The organism is Cyclobacterium xiamenense (assembly GCF_042140265.1).
Lineage (GTDB): Bacteria > Bacteroidota > Bacteroidia > Cytophagales > Cyclobacteriaceae > Cyclobacterium > Cyclobacterium xiamenense_A.
Genome location: NZ_CP159481.1, coordinates 335,192 through 354,520, shown reverse-complemented (window position 1 = coordinate 354,520; position 19,329 = coordinate 335,192). Strand labels below are relative to the sequence as shown.

At 49.0% G+C, this 19,329-nt stretch carries 23 protein-coding genes; 10 read left to right on the top strand and 13 right to left on the bottom strand.

Annotated features, from left to right (window positions below; translation table 11 throughout):
* Positions 1 to 18: 18 nt before the first annotated feature.
* Positions 19 to 1,947, bottom strand: a complete 1,929-nt coding sequence (locus ABWH99_RS01540) for a DUF2207 domain-containing protein (RefSeq protein WP_375584557.1) — start codon at positions 1,945 to 1,947, stop codon at positions 19 to 21.
* Position 1,948: 1 nt separating this feature from the next.
* The gene (locus ABWH99_RS01535) at positions 1,949 to 2,497 is read right to left on the bottom strand and encodes a LemA family protein (protein WP_375584556.1); all 549 of its coding nucleotides are present in this window, start codon (positions 2,495 to 2,497) and stop codon (positions 1,949 to 1,951) included.
* Between the two features lie 319 nt (positions 2,498 to 2,816).
* Between ABWH99_RS01535 and ABWH99_RS01530 the strand changes: the two genes are divergently transcribed.
* Genes ABWH99_RS01530 through ABWH99_RS01510 form a run of 5 tightly spaced genes read left to right on the top strand, consistent with a single transcriptional unit; the run spans position 2,817 to position 5,285 of the window.
* A complete protein-coding gene (locus tag ABWH99_RS01530; protein ID WP_375584555.1) occupies positions 2,817 to 3,164 on the top strand; it encodes a hypothetical protein in 348 nt (115 codons plus the stop codon).
* A 36-nt stretch (positions 3,165 to 3,200) separates the two neighbouring features.
* A complete protein-coding gene (locus ABWH99_RS01525; protein WP_375584554.1) occupies positions 3,201 to 3,878 on the top strand; it encodes a hypothetical protein in 678 nt (225 codons plus the stop codon).
* The gene (locus tag ABWH99_RS01520; RefSeq protein ID WP_375584553.1) at positions 3,868 to 4,338 is read left to right on the top strand and encodes a hypothetical protein; all 471 of its coding nucleotides are present in this window, start codon (positions 3,868 to 3,870) and stop codon (positions 4,336 to 4,338) included. Before ABWH99_RS01525 ends, ABWH99_RS01520 begins: the two co-directional genes overlap by 11 nt.
* Positions 4,292 to 4,651 carry a sensor histidine kinase gene (locus ABWH99_RS01515; protein WP_375584552.1) on the top strand — a complete coding sequence of 120 codons (360 nt, stop codon included), beginning with the start codon at positions 4,292 to 4,294 and terminating at the stop codon, positions 4,649 to 4,651. Before ABWH99_RS01520 ends, ABWH99_RS01515 begins: the two co-directional genes overlap by 47 nt.
* Positions 4,641 to 5,285, top strand: a complete 645-nt coding sequence (locus ABWH99_RS01510; protein ID WP_375584551.1) for a response regulator — start codon at positions 4,641 to 4,643, stop codon at positions 5,283 to 5,285. Before ABWH99_RS01515 ends, ABWH99_RS01510 begins: the two co-directional genes overlap by 11 nt.
* Before the next feature lie 4 nt (positions 5,286 to 5,289).
* Here ABWH99_RS01510 and ABWH99_RS01505 read toward each other — a convergent pair whose 3' ends face one another.
* From ABWH99_RS01505 to ABWH99_RS01490, 4 genes are all read right to left on the bottom strand, one after another.
* Positions 5,290 to 5,955, bottom strand: coding sequence for a phosphatidylserine decarboxylase family protein (locus ABWH99_RS01505; protein ID WP_375584550.1), 666 nt, complete (start codon positions 5,953 to 5,955; stop codon positions 5,290 to 5,292).
* Positions 5,956 to 6,067: 112 nt separating this feature from the next.
* The gene (locus ABWH99_RS01500) at positions 6,068 to 6,907 is read right to left on the bottom strand and encodes a phosphatidate cytidylyltransferase (protein ID WP_375584549.1); all 840 of its coding nucleotides are present in this window, start codon (positions 6,905 to 6,907) and stop codon (positions 6,068 to 6,070) included.
* On the bottom strand, positions 6,891 to 7,097 hold the full coding sequence (locus ABWH99_RS01495) for a putative signal transducing protein (RefSeq protein ID WP_375584548.1): 207 nt from the start codon (positions 7,095 to 7,097) through the stop codon (positions 6,891 to 6,893). The genes ABWH99_RS01500 and ABWH99_RS01495 overlap by 17 nt, the downstream gene beginning before the upstream one ends.
* Positions 7,090 to 8,028, bottom strand: a complete 939-nt coding sequence (locus ABWH99_RS01490; protein WP_375584547.1) for a lysostaphin resistance A-like protein — start codon at positions 8,026 to 8,028, stop codon at positions 7,090 to 7,092. The genes ABWH99_RS01495 and ABWH99_RS01490 overlap by 8 nt, the downstream gene beginning before the upstream one ends.
* Before the next feature lie 148 nt (positions 8,029 to 8,176).
* On the opposite strand from ABWH99_RS01490, the gene dusB reads away from it, so the two are divergent.
* From dusB to ABWH99_RS01475, 3 genes are all read left to right on the top strand, one after another.
* Positions 8,177 to 9,166 (top strand): tRNA dihydrouridine synthase DusB, encoded by a 990-nt coding sequence (dusB, locus tag ABWH99_RS01485; protein ID WP_375584546.1) that lies wholly within the window; start codon positions 8,177 to 8,179, stop codon positions 9,164 to 9,166.
* Between the two features lie 50 nt (positions 9,167 to 9,216).
* The gene (locus ABWH99_RS01480) at positions 9,217 to 10,131 is read left to right on the top strand and encodes a DMT family transporter (RefSeq protein WP_375584545.1); all 915 of its coding nucleotides are present in this window, start codon (positions 9,217 to 9,219) and stop codon (positions 10,129 to 10,131) included.
* A 65-nt stretch (positions 10,132 to 10,196) separates the two neighbouring features.
* Positions 10,197 to 11,117, top strand: a complete 921-nt coding sequence (locus tag ABWH99_RS01475) for a mechanosensitive ion channel family protein (RefSeq protein WP_375584544.1) — start codon at positions 10,197 to 10,199, stop codon at positions 11,115 to 11,117.
* Between the two features lie 8 nt (positions 11,118 to 11,125).
* Here ABWH99_RS01475 and ABWH99_RS01470 read toward each other — a convergent pair whose 3' ends face one another.
* Together ABWH99_RS01470 and ABWH99_RS01465 are read right to left on the bottom strand one after the other, a co-directional pair.
* The gene (locus ABWH99_RS01470; protein ID WP_375584543.1) at positions 11,126 to 12,115 is read right to left on the bottom strand and encodes a YpdA family putative bacillithiol disulfide reductase; all 990 of its coding nucleotides are present in this window, start codon (positions 12,113 to 12,115) and stop codon (positions 11,126 to 11,128) included.
* 37 nt (positions 12,116 to 12,152) lie between these two features.
* Positions 12,153 to 12,911 carry an NRDE family protein gene (locus ABWH99_RS01465; protein ID WP_375584542.1) on the bottom strand — a complete coding sequence of 253 codons (759 nt, stop codon included), beginning with the start codon at positions 12,909 to 12,911 and terminating at the stop codon, positions 12,153 to 12,155.
* A gap of 141 nt (positions 12,912 to 13,052) precedes the next feature.
* Here ABWH99_RS01465 and ABWH99_RS01460 point away from each other — a divergent pair, with 141 nt between their 5' ends.
* Complete coding sequence (locus ABWH99_RS01460) at positions 13,053 to 13,430, top strand: BlaI/MecI/CopY family transcriptional regulator (protein ID WP_375584541.1); 378 nt, start codon at positions 13,053 to 13,055, stop codon at positions 13,428 to 13,430.
* Entirely contained in the window at positions 13,427 to 15,127 is a 1,701-nt protein-coding gene (locus ABWH99_RS01455) for a M56 family metallopeptidase (protein ID WP_375584540.1), read from the top strand. Before ABWH99_RS01460 ends, ABWH99_RS01455 begins: the two co-directional genes overlap by 4 nt.
* 60 nt (positions 15,128 to 15,187) lie before the next feature.
* Here ABWH99_RS01455 and ABWH99_RS01450 read toward each other — a convergent pair whose 3' ends face one another.
* From ABWH99_RS01450 to ABWH99_RS01430, 5 genes are all read right to left on the bottom strand, one after another.
* A complete protein-coding gene (locus ABWH99_RS01450; RefSeq protein WP_375584539.1) occupies positions 15,188 to 15,814 on the bottom strand; it encodes a hypothetical protein in 627 nt (208 codons plus the stop codon).
* Positions 15,815 to 16,009: 195 nt separating this feature from the next.
* On the bottom strand, positions 16,010 to 16,462 hold the full coding sequence (locus ABWH99_RS01445; RefSeq protein ID WP_375584538.1) for a hypothetical protein: 453 nt from the start codon (positions 16,460 to 16,462) through the stop codon (positions 16,010 to 16,012).
* Positions 16,463 to 16,682: 220 nt separating this feature from the next.
* Positions 16,683 to 17,510, bottom strand: coding sequence for a hypothetical protein (locus ABWH99_RS01440; RefSeq protein WP_375584537.1), 828 nt, complete (start codon positions 17,508 to 17,510; stop codon positions 16,683 to 16,685).
* Between the two features lie 7 nt (positions 17,511 to 17,517).
* Complete coding sequence (locus tag ABWH99_RS01435; protein ID WP_375584536.1) at positions 17,518 to 18,150, bottom strand: hypothetical protein; 633 nt, start codon at positions 18,148 to 18,150, stop codon at positions 17,518 to 17,520.
* Positions 18,151 to 18,517: 367 nt separating this feature from the next.
* Positions 18,518 to 19,273 carry a methyltransferase family protein gene (locus ABWH99_RS01430; protein ID WP_375584535.1) on the bottom strand — a complete coding sequence of 252 codons (756 nt, stop codon included), beginning with the start codon at positions 19,271 to 19,273 and terminating at the stop codon, positions 18,518 to 18,520.
* Positions 19,274 to 19,329 lie beyond the last annotated feature (56 nt).

Sequence of the window (19,329 nt, the reverse complement as noted above, 5' to 3'; positions counted from 1 at the left end):
TCAGGGGCTTTTGTCGTTTTACCAGCCGCCGCCTCCGCCGCCACCGCCACCGCCGCCGGAACTACCTCCACCACCACTTCCTGACTTGGATCCCGGGGGGCTGGAGGAATTGCTAAGGGCGGATCCAAAGGATTTTCCCAGGCTGGACGAAAAGCCTGCCAGGGACCCTGCCGCGAAGGCCGACCCGGCGTACCAGGAGGGACGGTACCGGGTGGCAGCAGATTTTTCTTCGGATAGGGAGGCAAGCTTGTTTTCCATGGCCTTGCCCCAGGCTTCGCCCACATCCAACGCAATGGCAAAGGGTAGGAATTTTTCAAAAACCTCCGGCGTTACTCCGGGTGGATTGTACGTTTCGAGTAGCGGTTTCTCTGCGGCATTGAGGTACATGCGAAATCCTTCGATTTGGTCCATCACTTTCCGCCCTTTCTCCGTAGGCGCTTTCATCAGAAATGCAAAGACGACATTGATCAATCCCAGAATAAGCGCCATGAGTAAAAAGCCGTAAGGAAGAGGTTGGGCATCAAAAAATATAAATTGTGCCACGGGAAAGGCAAGCAATAATACTAAACTGAAACCTTCGCCAATAATCGTTCCCAGCTTCACGTAGCCGTAATCCAGGTAATGCATTACCGTTAGAAAAACCTTGGCGAGAAGGGTCAGCAGGAATATCGAAAAGACAAGCCCCATGATCACAAAGATATTTTCTTCTTCCAGGGATTGATCGATTACTGACTTCACTCCCAGAAAAAGCATCAGTGCCGAGAGGAGAATGCCGGGAATCAGCCAGACCGTATTGGGCTTAAAATGGGACCCTTCGTATCGGCCGGCCAGGTCGTTTTTCAATCCTGTGAGCGCCCCACCTATTTTTTTATGCTCCTTCTGTGTCAGTGTGATTTGTTTTTCTTCGGCAAAGAGGCTGGAAAGAATCGTTTGGTAACCTTTATTGCCTGTTTCCATCACGTTCACTTGTTCCAGAACATATTTTTTTCTCTTTTCTTCGATAATTTTCAAATAACCACCCGTTGCCAGTTCGACGATCGCCGCCACATACGCTTTGGTGTCGAAGCCCATTTTAAACAGATACCGTACGGCGGCTGCATCCAACCCTTCGGGTATGTCAAAAATCGGATAAATACCTCCCTTGTGGGGGTCTTTCCCTACCCGATTCCAGGCATAGTAATAGTAAAGAGATGCCGCAATAATTCCCAGCAGCAGCCATAAAATGCCGCCATTGTCACGCAGGAAACTTCGGGTTTTTTCCATTGCGCCGGGCGGTTCTATAAGACCTTTTTGCCAGGAAACCGCCAGGGTCAACGGTTCGCGGGGATTGAGCGGTTCCGTGAGGGCCACGTACAATTCGGTGTCGGACTCCTGTTTGATTTCACAGGGACAGCCCGTACTTCCTACGGGGCCCGCGTAGGCAGCAAACTGTCCGATCTTGCCTCCTTCCGGTAATACGATTCTTGCAGAAGCCTGATTGATCCGAAAATCCCATTGGTCGCCGATAGCATTCCAGTACAGCTCGTCAAAATCTTCAAAAAAGCCTATCTGCCGGTCGGTTGTATACCGAATGGTATAGGTGTACACCCCGGGATTCAGAAACGTGTTTTCGTCTCCTATGCGAACGACCTGGTAATCGCCCTGCCGAATTATTTCGTAGGGTTCGCTCGATCCGTCTTTTTTTATTTCCACCACATCGAAGCCCACCCGTACCTGATTTTGGTAGCGGTCCCGGTAGACGACCGGAAAGCTACGGAAAATGCCCCGTTTGATTGCATTTCCCGTGCTTCTTACCTTGATCTCTTCGGTAACGTACAGCGAGCCATCCAATTGGATGTTGATTTCACTGTGATAGGAAAGGATTTCCTCTTGTTCCTGTGCTGCTAGCGGACCCAAGGTCAGGCCCAGTAGCAGTACCAACACGAATACCTTCGAATAGTTGTGCATGTCAGTTCAGATTAATTTCGGGAACGGCCCTGTCGGAAGCATCTGTAAGCGCAAAAAAGTCGAATTTTTCAAAGCTAAAAATCTTGGCGACAAGATTGGATGGGAAGGACTCAATTTTGATGTTGAGTTCGCGTACGGTACCGTTGTAATACCTTCTTGACTTTTGCAGGGTATTTTCGATTTCCGAGAGTTGTTCCTGGAGTTTCAGGAAATTTTTATCCGCCTTCAGCTCCGGATAGGCCTCGGCGACTACCAACAACCGCTGCAGTGAGCGGCCCAACTCCGAGGCGGTCTTGGCCTGGTTGGGAATACTTTGATCGGCGATGCTTTGGTTTCTGAGTTCTGTGACATCCTCCAGGAGCTGCTGTTCGTGTTTGGCATACCCTTTCACGGTGGTCACCAGATTGGGGACCAGATCTGCCCTGCGTTTCAACTGAACGTCAATGCCACTCCATCCTTCACGGGCATTGTTTCGCAAGCGAATGAGGCGGTTGTATAGGACGATGGTCTGTATAAGAAGAAGACCAATGAGGACTGCGGTGATGATCATGGACGGTGCGTGTAAGGGTGATTATCCGATTAGGTGAGTAAAGTAGAAAAATTTTTTCAAAACAGGAACGTGTAATTGATTTAATGGGTAGGATTTTTATTGATAGGGATAAACGCTGTTCATTGCTGCGTTAAGCAGGGTATTTGTTTTGTTTTTTGGAAACGGTCGGTTCACCGTTTTTTTGCGCAGGCTGGCGGAAGTTTTGTCGGTAAAAGCCATTTTGGTAAAATAAAAACGGCGGATTTTTTTCGGGTGGGGAAGGATTAACCGGAAGTTTCGTTAATTTTGATTGAAGACAATCCTCTAAATAGAACCATTCATGGATATAGAAAAATTTGAAATCCTGAAGCGAAATTACGAAAAGTTTATTCAGGATGCGGAGCGAGCGATCCATCAGGAGTCTGCCAAGCAGCAGACACGGTCGGTTTGGTTTGATCGGCAGACCATCGAAAAGCTTTTGGATCAAACCGATCCAAAACAAGGTGGAATCAAGATTTATCTGGGTATGTACGACAAAGACACCGTGTCGGAACAAGGCGAAAGAGCTAACCGTTCGGATTATATTGGGAAATTAACGGTGATTCTTACTGCTTCGAATGACAATGACGATCCGGGGCAGCAGACCATGATCGTGAACGGTGGCAAGGTATGTCCTCCCGACTGCTGAGACTTTTTTTAGTACCCATTCCTACAAGCCTCCGCCATGACAATCACTGTGTATCTTTACTGTATTGCAGTGGGTTTGCTATGCTCGCTCCTGTATTTTCCTTTTGGGAAAATACGGTCCGAAGATAAACGGGCCCATGCCTACATTTTTTGCATCATTCTCTATGTGTTGGCTTTTGAGTTATACGCCCATTACCTCGTGCAAAACGGGCAAAAAAACGTGCTTGTTTACAACATCTTCTTTGTATGTGGGGAAACCTTGCTAATCTTGGTCTATTTGAGATCCCTGGTGGACCAGTGGTCGATCAAAAAGCGGATCGATCAATTCATGCTGGTTTTTCTTGCCTGGGCCGTGACAAATAGTATCTTTTTCCAAAATCCTACCCAGTTGTTTCAGCAATACACCCATTTGCTTGGAAGTTTTGGGGTCGTATTGGTAAGTTGCTACCTGCTGTACCGCATCTTTATTTTGGAGGGTTTTTGGGACAGACCGCTGCTGGGCGTACCCCATTTTTGGAACATTGCCGCCATTCTTCTTTTCTATTGTCCCAATTTCATCTACTTCGGGGCATTGAATATTCTATGGGATATTGATAAATGGTACCTGACCATCTTGGCCTCGATGAACCGGATTTTTGCTGCGATGCTCTACCTGATTTTCGGTCTTTCGTTTTACTCCTCCTTTATCTTTTCTGCGAATAGAGATGGAAGATAATGCCTTGCCTACATTTTTGGCTATCCTGACCGGGGTAGTACTCATGGTCATCATGGCGGTATTTATCGTCACGATCGTGATCATCCACCGGCAGCGGCAGATCAAAAACCGGCATAAGATCCAGCTTCTCAAGGCAGATTATGAAAACACCATTCTGAATGCCGAAAAGGAGATCCGGGAACAAACCCTGCTCTTTGTTAGCCAGGAATTGCACGACAATATTGGCCAATTGCTTTCCCTCACAAAGTTGGTCTTGAATAGTCCCAACGGATCGGGAATTTCAGAAGGTAAGAAACTGATCAATCAGATTATTCGCGAGGTACGTAGCTTATCGAGGTCCATTAATAAGGATTACCTCAATGCATTGAAATTCGAGGATTTTCTGACCGATGAATTGGCCAAGATCGAAAAGAGTGGATACTGCAAGACCTCTTTCGAAAAAAAAAGTAGATTTTTTTGACAGCCTGGAAGGGGATAAGAAGTTGGTTGTGATCCGAATGGTGCAGGAGTGCCTGAATAACGCGATCAAACATGCATCTCCCCAGCTGATTTCCATTCATTTGGTGGAGGAAGGAGGAATTCCCACCTTACTTATCCGAGACGATGGGGTTGGCTTTGATACCCATAGCGAGTCCTCGGGATTGGGCATTAAAAACCTGAAATCCAGAATCAAGGCGATCAACGGTCAGGTAGATGTCGTTTCGGGTCCCAACAAGGGTACCCAAATAAAAATTCAGCTAGAGAACGCAATTTACGCTAACAATGACACCTAAAACTAAAATCGTTCTGGCGGACGACCACAAATTATTCGCTGCGGGTATCGAAAACCTGCTTTCTGGAGAGGAGGATTTTCAGGTGCAAGGGGTGTACCACAACGGCAAAGAACTGCTGGATGCTCTGGAAACGAACAAAGCAGATTTGTTGATCACGGATATGAACATGCCCGGGCTTAATGGACTGGGGATCTTGCAATTCATTAAGAAGAGGCGTTGGAAGATTAAAACCATTGTGCTGTCCATGTACGACGAGGAGGAAATATTTAAAAAATGCATCCAGCAGGGAGTAGACGCCTATGTGCTGAAAAATGCAGATCCCGATGAACTGATATTTACCATCCGCGAAGTAATGGAAGACCGCTACCTGGCTCGTTTTGAACAGGTGCTCAAACAGGCAGAAGAAGATGAATTTGACCAATACGATCGTTTCAAAACGGCCTTCAAACTGTCTAAGCGGGAGCTGGAAATCCTGAAATGGATCGCTCGGGGAAAAAGCAATAAAGAAATCGCCGACCAGCTATACTTGAGTGTACATACGGTAGAAACGCACCGAAAGCACCTGCACCGGAAGTTGGAGGTTTCTTCCGTGGCAGAACTGGTAAAAAAAGCGCTGGAGATGGGCCTTGGCTAAGGAGTCATGGGGATTTGAGTCGGGCAATCGGCGTGATACCTGCCTTGGTCTTTTGGTTTACCTTAACCAGGATTTCTGCGTCCAGAGGTACAAATAGGTCCACCCTGGATCCGAATTTTATAAAGCCAAACTCGTGTCCCTGCACCAGAGGATCGCCCACATCGACGTACCATTTGATGCGCCGGGCCATGGCTCCGGCGATCTGCCGGACCATCAGTAGTAGTCCGGAAGGATGCTCCAGCACGAGGGAGGTTCGTTCGTTTTCGGTGCTGGATTTCGGGTGCCAGGCTACCAGATATTTTCCCGGATGGTATTTAAAATACTTCACCAGGCCCGATATGGGAGACCGGTTAACGTGTACATTTAAGGGAGACATAAATACCGATACCTGTATCCGCTCTTCCCGTAGAAACTCGTCCTCCCGGGTTTTTTCGATGGTCACTACCTTGCCGTCTGCTGCTGCATAAATTAACTCCGGATCATCGGGCATGGGAATGGCCGGGTTTCTGAAAAACTGCAACACGGCCAGGTAGCCAAGGATGCTTCCGAGCATCACCAGATTTAACAACAACTCCTTTTCCGGCAGCACCTGATGCAAGAGGATATTCAGGCCGGCAAGAATAAAGAGCATCCAAAACAACAACGATCTTCCTTCTTTATGAATGGTCATGAGCGAGCAACTTTGATTCCAGGGCACCCATTTCGGTCAGAAATTTCCCCACACAAAGCGGGCGGGGGTACCCGTTAACGATTTACAATATTAGAATTTTTTCGGGTAAGAATTAAAAAATTTTCAAAAATGCTACAATAAACGGCGTGGATAAGAGTAAACCGTCAAACCGATCCATAAAGCCCCCATGACCCGGAAGACCCTTTCCCGAATCTTTGATGGCAATGCTTCGCTTAAAAAGGGATTCGATCAGGTCTCCGTAGGTGCCTGCGATGATGATGATGGTCATGATACAAAACCACTGCCACTCCGGCAATACGGTAAAGTTCTTCGAGATAAAATAGGTGATAACGATCGCAGTAAACGCTCCGCCTAGACTTCCTTCCCAGGATTTTTTTGGCGAAACCCGTTCGAAAAGCTTTGTTTTTCCAAACTTCGTTCCTGCGAAATAGGCACCCGAGTCGCTGGCCCATAAGATCAGCAACGAGCCGATGACGATCTCAAAATGAAAGGTTTTGTCCACCGAAAACGCGGCGACCGTCAATAAAGAAAAGGGGATAGCTACGTAGAAAATCCCCAAAATCGTATACGCGATCCCCGTAAAAGGCTTTTTGTCAGATTTCCGGTACAGCTTGATAAAAAATATCATGGAGACCAATGGAAATACCAAAAAGTAATAGGCGATGGGAATGATTTTCATCTCTTCCAGGAAGGTAAAGGCAAAGATCAACAGTCCTACAAAGGTCCCAAAACTCTTTAGCGGCAACATGCCGTCCAGGCCCGATAATTTGTAGAACTCCATTTGCGTGAAGCCCAGCAGGACAGCAAATACCACGAAGTACGCCCACTCGCTAAAGATGGTGCTGCCGATAATTATCGCCGCTCCAATCAGAGCGGTAATGATCCGCTGTGCCAGGTTGCTATAATTGCTGATGCTAAAACGAGATCTCATTATCAACGATATTAATGGCCCGGATGGCTTCATCGGCGGAAACCATCACCTCAATGCTGCCGTGAATTTTGTAAACGGGGTCTTTTTTATTCAGAATGACGGCCCGGATACCTTTTTCTTCCAAAACCCCCTTGACGATTTCGGCCCGGATCGGGGAATCAGATTCAAAAACTTTTTGCCATTTACTCATGCGCTTCGGTTTTGTGCCGGCTGAGGAACCGTTTCCAGGAAAGTAGAAAAACGACCAATCCAATCAGGACGTATTCCCAATGCAGCTCCGTAGCATTTTCCATGTCGTATTCGATCAGATCCAATTTGTTGAAGTATACCAGAAAAAGGGTAAAGGTATTGTTTAGTATATGGGCCAGCATGGGAAATACCAGGGTACCTGAATACAGGTACAGGTAGCCAAACAAGGCGCCGAGCATCATCCTGGGAAGAAACCCGTAAAATTGAAGGTGGATGGCCGAAAATAGAAAGGCTGTTAGCCAGACGCCCAGGTGGGCATTGTGCGTATAGGCGTGCATTTTTGGCTGGACAATTCCCCTGAAAAGGTATTCTTCCCCGATTCCGGCCAATACACCGATCACCAGTATGCCCATGAGCAACTCCCCGGTACTGCCAAAATCGGTCAGGTAGAGGGTCAGTTCCATCAGTTGGTCTTCCTTCGCCCGAAGAATGGCTTCCAAGCCCTTCCAGGCCTCGGGAAGTTCCATGTTCATGTTGAGGTACACCCATAGGGAATTGAACAATACAAACCCGATCAGGATGGGGAAAACCAACCCAATTTCCTGCAGCTTTTCCGGGCTGAATTGGCGGGGAAGCTGCAGGGTTTTTTTGTCTACCAGCCGAACAAACAGCCAGCCGCCCAGCCAAAATGCCAACCCTCCGCCCAATCCCTGTATAAACAGAAATGCCATTCGCCCATTCGGATGATCCAGTGTCCCGCTCAAAAGAGCGGGAAGTTGATCGAAACCAATTCCGAACAAGAAAGGAATCAGCCCCACAGCAAGGGTTTGAAGGATGGCCAGGGCGCCAAACACGAGTAAGATCAAAACCGAAAAGGAAAGCAACCAATGCTGCTGTACCTGATACCCCGGTCGATGTTCGTAGATTTCCATAGACAGGTTAAATTTACACGAAATAGCCTGTACCACAAGCCAGTTTTTTGTTTTGCATGGAAATTAAGTGCCGGGAAAAGTCCCGGAAAACGACTAACGGTATTGATTTTCAAGGAAAAACACTCATTTTTGCATAAAATTTTAGCGTGTGATTAAAATCGGAGATTTGAATCTCGGGGAATTTCCTCTTTTATTGGCCCCGATGGAAGATGTGAGCGATCCGCCGTTCCGGGCCGTGTGCAAGGCCAATGGGGCGGATTTGATGTATACAGAGTTCATTAGCTCGGAGGGTTTGATCCGCGATGCGGCCAAATCCGTCCAAAAGTTGGATATTTACGAATACGAAAAACCCGTAGGAATCCAGATTTTTGGAAATGAGATCGCCTCGATGAGAGAGGCTGCGGCCATCGTAGAAGCAGCCGGTCCGGATATCCTGGACATCAATTACGGCTGTCCGGTCAATAAGGTGGCTTGCAAAGGGGCTGGGGCTGGAATTCTGTTGGACATTGACAAGATGGTCTCCATGACGGCCGAAATCGTCAAGGCCGTTTCCATTCCGGTTACGGTAAAAACCAGGCTGGGTTGGGACGAAAACACCATTCGTATAGAGGAAGTCACGGAACGATTGCAAGACGTGGGCATACAAGCCATCAGCATTCATGCACGGACCCGAAAGCAAATGTACAAGGGCGAAGCCAATTGGGAATACCTGGCAGCTGTCAAAAGCAATCCCCGCATTACCATTCCGGTATTTGGCAACGGGGACATAGACAGCCCGGAAAAAGCGAAAATCTACCGGGAACGCTACGGGGTAGATGGGATCATGATTGGCAGAGCGGCCATAGGCTATCCTTGGATTTTCAATGAAATCAAGCATTTTTTTGCGACCGGGCAGTTGCTGGAGGGACCGGATCTGGAAGAACGTGTAAAGGTAGCCAGAAGGCATTTGGATTTTTCGGTGGAATGGAAAGGCGAGAAATTGGGACTGCTCGAAATGCGCAGGCACTACACGAATTATTTCCGGGGTCTTCCTCATTTCAAACCGTACCGCACCGCCCTCGTTACCAATGAATCCTATACCGAAACCTGTGAACTCCTGGAAGAAATAGCCCGGGTATTTGCTGACGCTGAATTGTGAAAAACCATTGTTCCGAAAAATTCCGCTCATGAAATCGAACCCTCTTCTACATGTCAGGTCACGAGGGTAGAAACCAACTGAAACAATGGGCAATGTTGGTAGTACTGGCATTGATCTGGGGCAGTTCGTTTATTTTGATAAAAAAGGCCCTTCTGGTATTCTCTGCAGGCGAAGTGGGTGCATTCCGGATCGTGATGGCCGGGGCAGTTCTGCTTCCCTTTGCCCTACCTCAGGTGAAATTGCTACGGAAGAAACAATTGATCTACCTGTTGACCATTGGCTTTGTCGGTAGTTTCATTCCCGCATTTCTCTTTGCTACTGCACAAACGAATCTTTCCAGTTCCCTCGCGGGTGTTATCAACGCACTTACTCCCTTAATGGTCGTAGCGGTAGGCGCCTTTTTCTTTAATGCACGAATTACAGGCAGGAATGCCCTGGGACTGACGATCGCTTTTATCGGAGTCGGGATCCTCGTGCTGGCGGGAGGAGGGGCTACCGGCGGGGAGCCGTTTTCGGACATCAACCTGTTTGGACTACTGGTGGTGGCAGCCACCATCTGTTACGGGTTCAATGTGAACATCATCAAGTTTCGTGTCGAAGAAATCGAGGCAAAAGGGATTACCGCGGTTTCTCTCATGATGGTATTGCCCCTGGCAGCCATGTATCTTTGGGGTTTTACAGACTTTTCATTTAAGTTGCTGCACGTAGAAGGTGCCTGGAGAGCCGCAGCGTACGTTGCGGCCCTGGGAATCATCGGTACGGCCGCCGCCCTGGTCCTCTTTAACGCCATGGTAAAACGAGTGACCCCGGTTTTTGCCAGTTCGGTAACCTATCTGGTACCGATGGTCGCGTTGTTTTGGGGTGTTTTGGACGGGGAGCAGCTGCTTCCCTTGCATTACCTGGGGATTCTTGCCGTAATCCTGGGGGTTTGGCTCGGCAACCGAAAACACGGTGTCACAAAATAATTCCTTGCCATACGTTGAATTATTGCCCTAAATTTGCCTAGTTTGACTTTACATAGTAACCCGATATGTTTGACAATTTCCTGAACTTCGATATTGACGCCACGCTGCGGAACAGGATTCTTCAGACGCTGCTGATTGTTTTCATCATGTGGCTGATCAACAAGGTCTCTGTACGGCTGATTTATCGGGGCGATGCCGTGGAGCTCAGGCGCCAATATCACTGGAGAAAAGTCATCGAATATACCTCCTTTATCATCGGTATCCTGATCATCGGTAACCTGTGGATCAATAATTTTCAGTCGGTAACCACTTTTTTTGGACTATTGTCTGCAGGCATCGCCATTGCATTGAAGGATATCTTTGTCAATATCGCCGGTTGGGCCTTTATCTACCTACGCAAACCCTTTGATGTGGGGGACCGAATCCAAATTGGCGAGGTACAGGGCGACGTGATCGATTTACGCCTTTTCCAGTTTTCCTTGCTGGAAATTGGCAACTGGGTGGATGCGGATCAAAGTACCGGCCGGGTCGTTCACGTACCCAATGGCAAGGTGTTTCTGGATGCACAGGCCAATTATTCAACCGGCTTTAATTATATCTGGAACGAACAAAAGATTTACATCACTCTTCGAAGTGATTTCAGAAAAGCAAAAGACATTCTACTGGAAATCCTGAACGAACACCTGAAGGAGGACTTGCGGTTGGCGGAAAAAGTCTTTAAGAAAGCCAAGCAAGATCACCTCATCGTTTACAAGCAATTTACCCCTATGATTTTCACAAAAATCACCGAACGGGGCATCCAACTTTCCATGCGCTACCTGTGCGACCCAAAAAAAAGGCGGATGTTTGAACACGCCATCACCGAAAGCATTCTCGAACGACTTGGCCCCGAGGATAACATACGAATTGCCTACCCTACCTCCACGGTATTGTTGCACCAGGACAAGGTGCACCCGGATACCCACCCGGATTCGAGGAAACGGTAGTTACCCCATTATTTTTCCACCCGGGAAGCTAGTTGCTTTTTTTTCACGATGTCGGCTATGATGGATCGGGCATGAACGATGGTGTTTTCAATGAAGAATTCCCGGGTATTCAGGCCGCCACACACCACGCCTGCCAGATACAATCCGGGGACGTTGGATTCCTGGCTTTCTGAATCGTAGCAGGGCTGTCGTTTCTCATCGAGGCTAAGTTGCACGCCTAATTGGTCCAAAAGGGTGAAGTTCGGTTTGTACCCGGTCATGGCCAGCACAAAATCGTTTTCTACAGCTACCTCCCCCTCTGGCGTATGCAGGAGAACCTCTTTCTCCCGAATTTCTTTCACCGTGGTATTGAAATAGCCCTTGATGGACCCTTCTTTGATTCGGTTTTCAATATCCGGCAGGACCCAGTATTTTACCGTTTGATCGATTTGGGGTTTCATGACGACCATGGTTACCTCCGCACCTTTACGCCAGGTTTCCAAAGCAACGTCCACTGCGGAGTTTCCACCGCCAACGACCATTATTTTCTGTCCGATATAAGGCCAGGGTTCTTTGTAATAATGCGTTACCTTGGGCAGATCCTCGCCGGGCACGTTCATGGTATTGGGCAAATCGTAAAAACCCGTTGCTACTACCAGTTTTTCGGTTAGGTAGACTCCTTTTGACGTGTGTACCAAAAAATCGTCTCCTGTTTTTTCCAGCGTTTGTACCTCTTCGTACAAATGGATCGATAGTTTATAATGCCGGACAATCCGCCGGTAGTACTCCAGGGCCTCCGGCCGCGTAGGTTTATTGGCAATGGACATGAATGGAATGTCTCCCATTTCCAGTTTTTCCGACGTGGAAAAAAAAGTCATGTTCACCGGATAGTTAAAAATCGAATTGGTCAGCACCCCTTTTTCGATGATCCGGTAATTCAAGCCTTTTTTTTGGGCTTCAATCCCGCAGGCCAACCCAATCGGTCCGGCGCCGATGATGAGTAACTCCAACTTTACCATATGAATATAAACAGGAAATGGAACGCATAGTTCCGGTTTACCGCGAATTAAGACGAAATGTACATTCCGTCACTTCTTGTTGTGGAACGGTACGCACCTCGCGTACGTGGACCTGTCCTTGTCGGTCCCATAGTAGTGCAGTGGTGTTGACCGTGCCGTAATAATCGTCTACCCGAATAAACTGAGCCGATACCGCCCTTTCCAATTCAGTTGTCAGACCGGTAGCCGGCAGTTCATCCGCGGCTGCCAGATCGGTGGACTGAAGCAATCCGTGCAAATCGTCGATTTCAGGGGTCTTTCGGGACAATAGCTCCTCAAACTGCCGCTTGGCCATCCTTACTTTTGGCCAGGGACTGTCGAGCAAGGCATTTGAAATCGCGTGAACGCCCGGGTTGACGATCGATATGCCATTGCCATAGTTGGACAAAACATACAAATTCTTCGTATCGGAGACCAGCAGGTTAAATCCGTTGTATTCGTGTTGAATGGCTTCGACTCTTTTTAAATAGTCTTCCGGATTTTCCTCACTTTCCAGAAATCCGGTCACCAGTTCGCCTCGGGATCGCTGACGAGGAACCTCGTTGCGGATATCCCGGTAATTGGTCAGCGCCGCAAACCTTCCACTGGGATGAAAACCCATCCAGGTGCCGCCTTCCTTCAGGTCCTTTCCCGCGTAGATGCCGTTTTCCCATTGGTGCAGGGACTGCGTTGGCCGGTTGAAGTACTCGTCACGGTTGGCTACCAAGATCAATTGGTATTCGGGATGTTCGTCCCAATTAAAAGATATCAGACACATGCTGCAAAATAAGGAAGGACAACCGTATGGAAAAATCAATTTGACGTAAATTTTTACCGATCTTACTACGAAATATTTCGTATATTCTTGGAAATACGAGAGGAGTCGTATATATTGCCTACGAAATAAATCGTACAATCCATGCAAGAACGACCTACCAGCGCAGAACTGGAAGTATTAGCCATTTTATGGGAGCTGGAAACGGCCAGTGTTCGCCAGGTACACGAGCGACTGGCCAAGGAAAAGGATACCGGCTACACCACCACGCTGAAGACCATGCAAAACATGCACGCCAAGGGATTGCTCGCCCGGGATGACAAGAAACGAACCCACGTCTACCAGGCGCTTGTGTCCCAACAGGACACGCAGAAATCCCTGGTCAAGCGATTTATCCGAAAAGCTTTCGGAGGCTCTGCCAATAAACTTGTCATGCAAGCGCTGGGTCAAAGCCAGCCCTCCAGGGAGGAAATAGAAGAAATACGTGCGTTTTTGGATCAAATAGAAAAGAAAAAGTCATGAATTTTCTCTGGTTTTCCCGCTCTTTATCCGAAGTAGTAGGCTGGACACTTGTGCATTCCTTTTGGCAATTTCTGATTCTGGCTGGGATTTATTGGATGCTGCTGCGGTTTCGATGGGTTCGATCCGCATCGTCCAGGTACCTGGCCGCATTGGTGACCCTTGCGCTAATGGCCGGTACCTTTTTTGCCACGCTGGGGTACGAGCTTCGGCTGGTCGCCCCGCCGGGCGATGCTTATTTTGGCGCCTGGCAGCCCCTTCCCGAGGCCGTAATCGGAGCGCAGGGTAGCTGGTCATTGGAAAAACGGATACTTTCCAGCCTGTTTTTAGATCGCGCGCTCCCCTACCTGGTTCACATCTGGCTGGTGGGAGTCTTGTTTTATATGCTCCGCATTTTCGGAAACGTTGCCAGCCTTCGGCAACTAGAGCAGCAGTCTTCGGTAGAAGTACCGGATTGGATGATCCAGAAGGGCCGTTTGCTCGTGCAGCGAATGGGCATTCGAATCCCTGTTTCGATCCGGGCGAGTACGGAAGCCCATATTCCCATGACTTTTGGACGCATGAAAGCGATCGTATTATTTCCGGTAGCGCTGATTGGCGGCCTCCCACCGGCTCAGGTGGAAGCCTTGCTGGCGCACGAACTGGCCCATATTCGCAGGTATGATTATCTCGTAAACATCGGTCAGTCGTTTTTGGAGTCAATTTTCTTCTACCATCCGGCATTCTGGTGGATTACGAATTCCGTCCGTGAAATACGGGAGCAAATCGCCGACGATATTGCCGTCGGCGCCGGGGTAGTCCCAGAAGAATTGGCCCATGCGCTGGCCTTTGTTGCCAATCAATCCGGCGGTCATGTACCTGACCTGGCCCTGGCCGCCCAACGATCCGCCTTTCCAACACTGCTGCGAATTCAACGCCTACTGGGAAAGCAATCGGGAACGCGCATACCCCTGCCACCGGGCAGCAAAATCCTAAGTACCATCGGGATGTTTGGCGTTGTGCTGTCGTTGGGGATGGCTTCACAGCAATTCTCCAACTCCAGCCGGGTGCTCACTACTTACCGGGTACCCTCTCCCTCGGTTCCGGCTCCTGCCTGGGCACCGCCTGATCCTGTCCACCGGCGTGCCCCCTCCTGGCCTGCCGCACCTTCAACGCAGGTAGCAAGCGATTCGGTAGGGTTGCAGCAGGTGCTGGAAGGTAGTCCAGAGATGCCCGGCTGGCTAGCACCCCTACCTCCGCCACCTCCGCCGGTCAGGCCGGAATCCATCTACCCGGATAGTATTCCAGATTTCCCTGCACGTTTGCTGGAGGAATTGGGCGACAGTCTCCAACGGTACGCCTTCAGAATCATGCAATTGCACCAGGATTCAACGCAGCGCGACATGGTCCACAAGCAGTCTTTCGACCGGAGGATGCGGGAACTTCAGGAAGGAATGGCAGTGTCCCAACGAGCACTTGAGGATCAACTACAGCAATGGGAGGCGGAATTCAAACCCAGGATGCAGGAATACAGGGCCAAGGTGGAGGCCTGGAGAAAGGAAGTCGAACCAACCATCCAGGAGTTTGAAGCGAGCGTGGAAGCATGGGGAAGACTGCAGCGGGAAAAAATGAAGCAGTTGGAAGGAAAAATTCGGGAAAAAGAAGCGCAAATAAAGGCCAGGGTGGAAAGGCCTGAAGGGGAAAGGGGGGCAATCCCTTGATTGCCAAAGGCGAAACTTCCCGCGAGGAATGAAAACCCCCATCGGGACGAATCGACCTGGCTACAGGCGGGCAATCCAGTAGGGATAGCCCGATGATTGGTCCAGGGTGAGTTCCGGGCAGGGAGGTAGCAAGGCGAGGAAGTTCAACAATGCTGCCTGACCGATGTCACCAAAACCATCCAAGCCGAAGGTGAAATACGCCCGATCCCGCCAACTTAGCGCGGTGTACTCCACTTGAATTCCCTGAGTGAGGTAGGTTGCATAGGGGCGAGCCGTCCACGCGCCGGTGTCAGAAGGAGCGATTTTTAAAGCCCATCGTTGTTTCCGGAGGGAAATCGGATCCGGGTACCTCCTCTCTTCGAGCTCAGTTGGCAGAACCCATTTGTCCCAAATTTCCAGGTAACCGGCCTGTGAACCATTGAAATGGAGCGGAGTCCCCTGTAGCCGTCTTTTTTTGAGTTCTTGTTTTCCTTCACGGATTTTCAGGCTCAGGTCCTCCCGACCGGGGATGGGGTAGTACAGGTCCGTTCGCGTTTCCGATACCGGCTTCGAAGGGAAACCCTCCCGGATAAACGTGTTCAATTCCGGAACCGGTTTGGAAAAAAACCAGCGTATTTCCAGGCTGGAAGAATCGGGTGGCTTGGCAGAAAAGGTATCCAAATGCATGTGTTTACGGCAGGTGTTCATACGTAAAACTTGAACTTTTTGTGAAATATTGTGGCTGCAGAGTGACTTTTTCGAGTAGATCCCGCAGCATGTCTTCCCGGAGGCAAGCGGCCTACCCGGTCAGAATCTTCCAAATACCAAAAAAAGGGCAACAGGAACGTGCTTTCCTGTTGCCCCGGAAGTAAGATGTGTGCAATCCTTGTTTTTGGAGTTCGATTACTGAAACACCTTCCACTTCATTCCCACATAGGCGGTGAGACCGGCCATATCCGATTGGTCAAAATTCCGGTAGCTCATGTTCCCCAGCATCCGATAGCCCGCGCCCAGGTTCAGGAGTAGCGAGCGGTGCAGGTTGATCTCAAGCAATGCAGTAGGTTCGATCTGCAGGAAATTTGCTTCGCCCAGTCCGGCGTCTCCGAGTTCGTTGTCCATTTGGACCTCACCGTATCCGAGGTAGAGCGGAAAGGTTACGTGCACGAGCTTGGATGCGTTCCAGGTATATTCCACAAAACCACCCAGGGACCAGTAGTCCATGTACACATCCGGGACTAGCTCGCTTTGTGGGCGGATATCGTTGACAGAAGTAGCAAAATAGCCCCCCAGGGAGAAGGTGTCGCGAAAGCTAACGCCTCCCCTTAGATTGAAAAGGGTAGCGTTGCCACCGTCCATCTGCGTAAATCCCAGAGAGGGAGCGATAAATCCGCTCAGATTTTCTGTAGATAGCGGAATTCCGTTTCGAATACGGTTTCGGGTTCTCCGCTGTTTTGCGCAAATAGGAAGTTTGGGTAGACGGTTGCACTAATAATGAAGGAAAGGAAAAGAATGTTTGTTTTCATGGTTACGGTAGATAAGATAGTATGGTTGAATAAACTAGTTGGAAGCCGGTAAGCTAGTAGGCGAGGGTGAGCTGATCGCCACTGTCGTCGAATTGGATATCCTGTTCCGTCTTAACCCGAAAGTACCAATCGTCCGTCAATTCATACAGGGCGGAGTTTGAGGGGAAGGTCATGGCTAGCTCTGTCTTCCCATCGTCGCGAAAGACCCGGTAAGTTCCGCTAATTTCCTGACTTTCGGAGGTAGCCCGCACGGATCCATCCGCATCAAATTTGAAAACAAATGCCTCAAAAAGGGAGGTTTTGTCGCTGTCGTCTTCGATAAAGCGAGTGATGCGGGCTCCTTCTGAAGCCACCAGGACATCAATCAGTTCGGTGGTCGTAGGTGCACCAGAGGTTATCGGATTGCCTGTGTTGTCTGACGTTATTGAAGTGTTGATTTCGGAAGATTCTCCATAGGCGAGTGTAAGCTGATCGCCACTGTCGTCGAATTGGATATCCTGTTCCGTCTTAACCCGAAAGTACCAATCGTCCGTCAATTCATACAGGGCGGAGTTTGAGGGGAAGGTCATGGCTAGCTCTGTCTTCCCATCGTCGCGAAAGACCCGGTAAGTTCCGCTAATTTCCTGACTAGCGGAGCTTGCCAGCACGGTTCCATCGGCAGTAAACTTAAATTCAAAGCCCTCAAATCGGGAAGTTTCGTCCCGGCCATCTTCGATGAATCGGGTGATTCGGACGGTGGTGGAAGCTACCAATGTCTCCGTTAGCTCTGAGACGGTGATGGTTTCCTTGGACAATTGCTCATCCGGGCTGGAGGAATCCACTCCCATGAGGTCACAGGAAAGCAGGCCAAAGAGGAAAATAATTACAGGAAATTGTCTCATGGGAAATTTAGTTTTGTTTGAAATTTTGAATCGAGAAGAGACCCATTTTCAGTCCGACCTGGAAGGTAAGGTTGTTTCCTGCTGCCGGAACGCCGGCAGCTTCCTGTACGTGGGCACCCATTATCCGGTAGCCCAGGCCGGCATGTAGCCGCGCAAAACGATGCAGATTGACTTCCAGTTGAGCACCTGGCTCGAAAAACAGGGTTTTTGCTTCTTCGTAGTCGTAGTACCTGCCTTCTTCATCGATTTCGAGTTCCATGATCCCCAGCGCAAAGGGGAAGCTAAAATGTACCAATCGGGACGCAAAAAGGGTGTACTCGATAAATCCCCCTGCCTGGAAAGAGTCCATGTGCGCGTTGGACGGAAGCATGTTTTCAAAAGAAGCCGGACGGATATCGTTTAACATCTGCCCGTAAAATCCACCAACTGTCAGTTTGTCGTGGAAGATGACGCCTGCCCGAAAGAGGGCGAATGCTGTACCCTCGCCTGCGACCTGGCTCAGTTGAACGCCAGGGTCTACCATAAACCCAATTTTCTCCAGGGAGACTTTTTTAGCGAAAAGTGTTTCGGGGCTGTCCTGAGCACTGGCCAGGCCTACCGTGATTGTAAATAATCCTAGCAAAAGGAGTGACTTTTTCATGTAGTTGTTGATTTGGTTTCACTGGCATTACGCCGCTGCTTTCCGGAAGCGTTGCCTGAGGATTGAAATTTTTTGGAAATTTTTTTTTTGAAACCCCCGGACAGCTTTCTGGGCCCGGGCACCGGAGGTCAGTTGCCGTATTGTCGGACCCTAGTTTTCGTGCAAGGAGGGGCTAAAGGAAGCATTGATCCGGTTCGGTCAGGGGAGTACGTTCCCACAGGCTTATCCTGACGTTCCCGCCAATTGTTTCCCCTTGGCTTGATTTCCTACCGCTGTGATCCGGACACGTTCGGTGTCGAATGATAGCAGGAACCCGAAAAGTTCCCTGCCCTTCGCTCAGAACCCCTCCTATACAGTGACAGCCGGACTAGCGATCCGCTTCATCCAGTCGATTCGTATGTGTTTTGAGGTATTTCACTACCAGATAGAGCATCCCGGTAAGCAGGCATAGGCCAAGTAAGTAGTAATTGTAGTTACTATCTTGTCGCAGGTATTTTCCGAAAATATCGAAAAAGCAAAACAGGAGGAACAACGCGAAAAGTCCATTTTTTTCTTTTTTCAGCACTTTCTTCCAGCTAAACGGGTACGTTGGTTTTCGGAAAGTCTTGATTGCGGGCAGAAACGCCGGAACCCCCTCGGCCCAATCGGCATAGGTTTTTCCGAACCTTTGCTGTAGAAATTTTTCTTCGGCATACATGATTCGTTCGTAGTATAGCCAAAATAGAAAAACAAAAGAGACGGTGAACCAAAAGTTTCCGGTTAGCATGGCCAGCCCGAGCCACATCAAAAAATTACCCAGGTAAAGCGGATGGCGCACCACAGAATAAATTCCCGTGGTGTTCAGCGATTCGGCCACCTGTCCCTGTTTGGTATTTCTTCCGGAGGTGTTTTTTGGGGTATGCCCGACGGTATATACGCGAATCAAAAATCCAAGTAGAGGGGTACATAAAGCCGCAATCTCCAAAAGCTTGTTCGCAGATGTGTTCGTTACCAAGAACGAATCCGGGTGAATTGCGGCCTGTACATGAATTAGCGTGCCAATAAAAATAATTACCAGCGGTAAAAAACTCCTGTGTTTGAAAAGCCAGTTTCCTTGTTTCTCCAATTCTTTTTTTAAAGCCATTTTTATTGATAGGTTAGGTGAATAAACGCGCATGTTCTCTTAGGAACTGCGGGGCA